We start from the raw sequence: 2,804 nt of genomic DNA, 5'->3' as shown, positions 1-2,804 counted from the left end.
ACCCCGTCCGCCAACGCCGGATTCGCCTTGCGCAGCTTCGACAACGCCGCGATCGACCGGTACAGCGGATGCCGCACGTCATACGCGTCACTCGCGTGGGTGCGCTTGGTGCCGATCTCGTCGTCGTCCAGGTAGTCCGCCACCTTCGACGCGAACATCGTCTGGCGGGCGTCCTTGTCCCCGCCGGCGCCGGTGAAGCCCTGCTCGTCGCCGGAGTAGATCACCGGGTTGCCCCGCGACAGGAACATCAACTCGTGCGCCAGCCGGTCCCGCCGCAACAGTTCCGCGTCCCCGGCCCCCGGGTGATCGGACTTCAGGAAGAAGCCGATACGGCCCATGTCGTGATTGCCGAGAAACGTGACCTCGTTGTATGCGTTGGCCTTGTCCGTGGTGTACCGGTAGTCCTGAGCGAAGACGTCCGACAGGCCGGAGGCCGGCTTGCCCTGCGAGGCGTAGCCGCGGATGGCGTTCTGGAGCGGGAAGTCGAGCGTCGCGTCGAGGCGGCCCTCGGTCACGTACGGGGCGATGACGGACGGGTCGGCGGAGAGCGTCTCACCGAAGATGAAGAAGTCGTCCCGGCCCCGCTTGGCGGCGTAGGCGTCGAGGGCCGTGGCCCACTGCGTCCAGAACTTCATGTCGACGTTGCGGACGGTGTCCACGCGGAAGCCGTCGATGTCGAAGTCCTTGACCCACCTCTCGTAGATCTTCTCCATGCCCTCGACGACCTCGGGCCGCTCGGTCCACAGATCGTCCAGGCCGGTGTGGTCGCCGTAGAGGCCGCTCTCGCCGACGAAGGTGGAGTCGCCGCGGTTGTGGTACATCGTCGGGTCGTTCAGCCACGCCGGGACTTTGGCCGTCTTCTCCGCAGCCGGGATCTGGGGCGTGTAGGGGAACGAGTCCTCGTCGACCTTGCGGTCGGTCTCCTCGGTGTCGTCGAACGGACGGCCCTCGGTGTCGAGGTAGGGGTAGGCGCCCTTGCTCCGGTAGCCGTACTTCTTCTCGGTGTTGGTGAGGACGTCGGCGGTGTGGTTGGTGATGACGTCGAAGTAGACCTTCATACCCTTGGCATGGGCCTTGGAGACGAGGTTCTTCAGGTCCTGATTGGTGCCGAAGTGCGGGTCGACCCGGGTGAAGTCGGTGATCCAGTAGCCGTGATATCCGGCGCTCTCGCCGTTGCCCTGGACCGGTTTGTTCTTGAAGATCGGCGCCATCCATATCGCGGTGGTGCCCAGGCCCTTGATGTAGTCGAGCTTCCGGGTCAGGCCCTTGAGGTCGCCGCCCTGGTAGAAGCCCTTGTCCGTGGGGTCGAATCCGGTCACCGAGCGGCTGCCGGTGAGACCTCCCCTGTCGTTGGACCGGTCCCCGTTCGCGAACCGGTCGGGCAGGACGAAGTAGAACTGTTCGCGGGTCACATCATGGCGTGCGGGCTCCGCGGCCAGTTTCGCGTCGGAGGGCGGCTTGGGCGGTGTCGGGGCCGCCGAAGCCGGCGTGGCAGTGTGCAGCGCTGCGCCGAGCAGCGCCGCCGCGACCGCTGCGGCGGCCGCCTTCCGTGAGGCGCCGTGCGCGCCATGTCTGCGGTTCACCTGGTCGAACCCTTCTGGACCTGCTGGGGCGTGGAGAACAGTGCTGTCACGCTCGTTGCACCCAACAGAGCTCCGTTGTCGGAACGTTGGGTGGCGATGAGCTGCTTGGCCCGGCGTGCTTCGGGGATGCGGTCGCGGTCGCGCGGGTCGATGGAGAACGCCGTGGTGTCGGCGAGTTCGGGGTGCGCCGCCTGCTGAGCCGCGCTCAGCTCGGTGGGGACGAGACGTAGCCACTGCCCTTCGTCGGACAGGACGCCGTCCCGCAGAGTCAGACCCCCGTCCGCGGCGTAGACGAGTTGCTGGGCGGCGACGCCCGTGCCGGTGCCGTGCCACACGACGGTGTTCTCGTCGATCCAAGTGGCCGCGGAGGCCGCGGGATCGAGATCCATCGGGAAGGCACCGCCGAGGGACGGCGTCAGATAGGGCGCCTCGCCCGCGACGCGCCACACCTCGTGGCCGTACAAGGAGAAGACAAGTGCCTCGTCGGCCGGGACGTCCTTTTCTTCCTTCTTGTGGAAGACGTAGCTCAGGGAAGGCGCACCCGCTTTGAGAGGCACTTCGAATACGAGACCGTAGGCGTCGCGGCGTACCGGCTGGATCGGTTCGTTCCACTCGGACGGGTTCGCGGCTCCGGTCCAGGTGTGCAAGCCCCAGCCGGCGTAGTCGCCGTCCGGACGGTGGTAGTGGAGGACGGCCTTCGTCGTGTCCTGAGGTGGATAGGCGTCCGCGGGACGGACGGCGTCCACGAGGTCCGCGTTCTCCTTCGTCCATACCTCACCGGCCGCGGCGACGTCCACGACACGCTCGGCGCCTTCGGGTTTACCGTCACGCTCGACCGTGAATCGGATCTTCCCGGTCCCCTCCGCGGGGCTGAGCCATGCGAACGCTCCGTAGGCGTCCCGTCCCGAGAAGTCGGCGGTGGTCCCGTTCGCGGTGTGCAGCGTCAGGCCGGTGTAGTCGCCGTCGGCGCGGTGGTAGTGCACGACGACGTGGCGGCGTTCGGCCGTCGGCTTCTTCGGCGTCGGTGGCTGCCCCGTCACGGTGTCTGCGAGTGTGCTCGCGGTGCGGCCGGCACGGTCGACCACCACGGCCTTGTAGCGAAGAGACGTCCCGGCTGCCACCGAGCCGGGGATCTTCTGCGTGAACTTGTACGGAGCGTGGTCGGCGGAACCGAGAGTCTGCCATCTGCCGTTGCCCACCTGGGCGGCCAGGACGACCCGC

At 67.6% G+C, this 2,804-nt stretch carries 2 protein-coding genes; both read right to left on the bottom strand.

Features of this window, described 5'->3' with window-relative positions; genetic code table 11:
* A partial coding sequence (locus ACFYZ3_RS38405) for an alpha-amylase family glycosyl hydrolase (RefSeq protein WP_388528037.1) occupies positions 1-1,583 on the bottom strand: 1,583 nt, incomplete at its 3' end.
* Positions 1,580-2,804: pullulanase-associated domain-containing protein (locus ACFYZ3_RS38400; protein ID WP_388528034.1), on the bottom strand; the 1,225-nt coding region annotated here is incomplete at its 5' end. The genes ACFYZ3_RS38400 and ACFYZ3_RS38405, both read right to left, overlap by 4 nt.

It is taken from the genome of Streptomyces sp. NPDC001599 (genome assembly GCF_042893535.1).
GTDB lineage: Bacteria > Actinomycetota > Actinomycetes > Streptomycetales > Streptomycetaceae > Streptomyces.
Note: the sequence above shows the minus strand (reverse complement) of the source record. Positions and strands in the feature narration are given on the sequence as shown.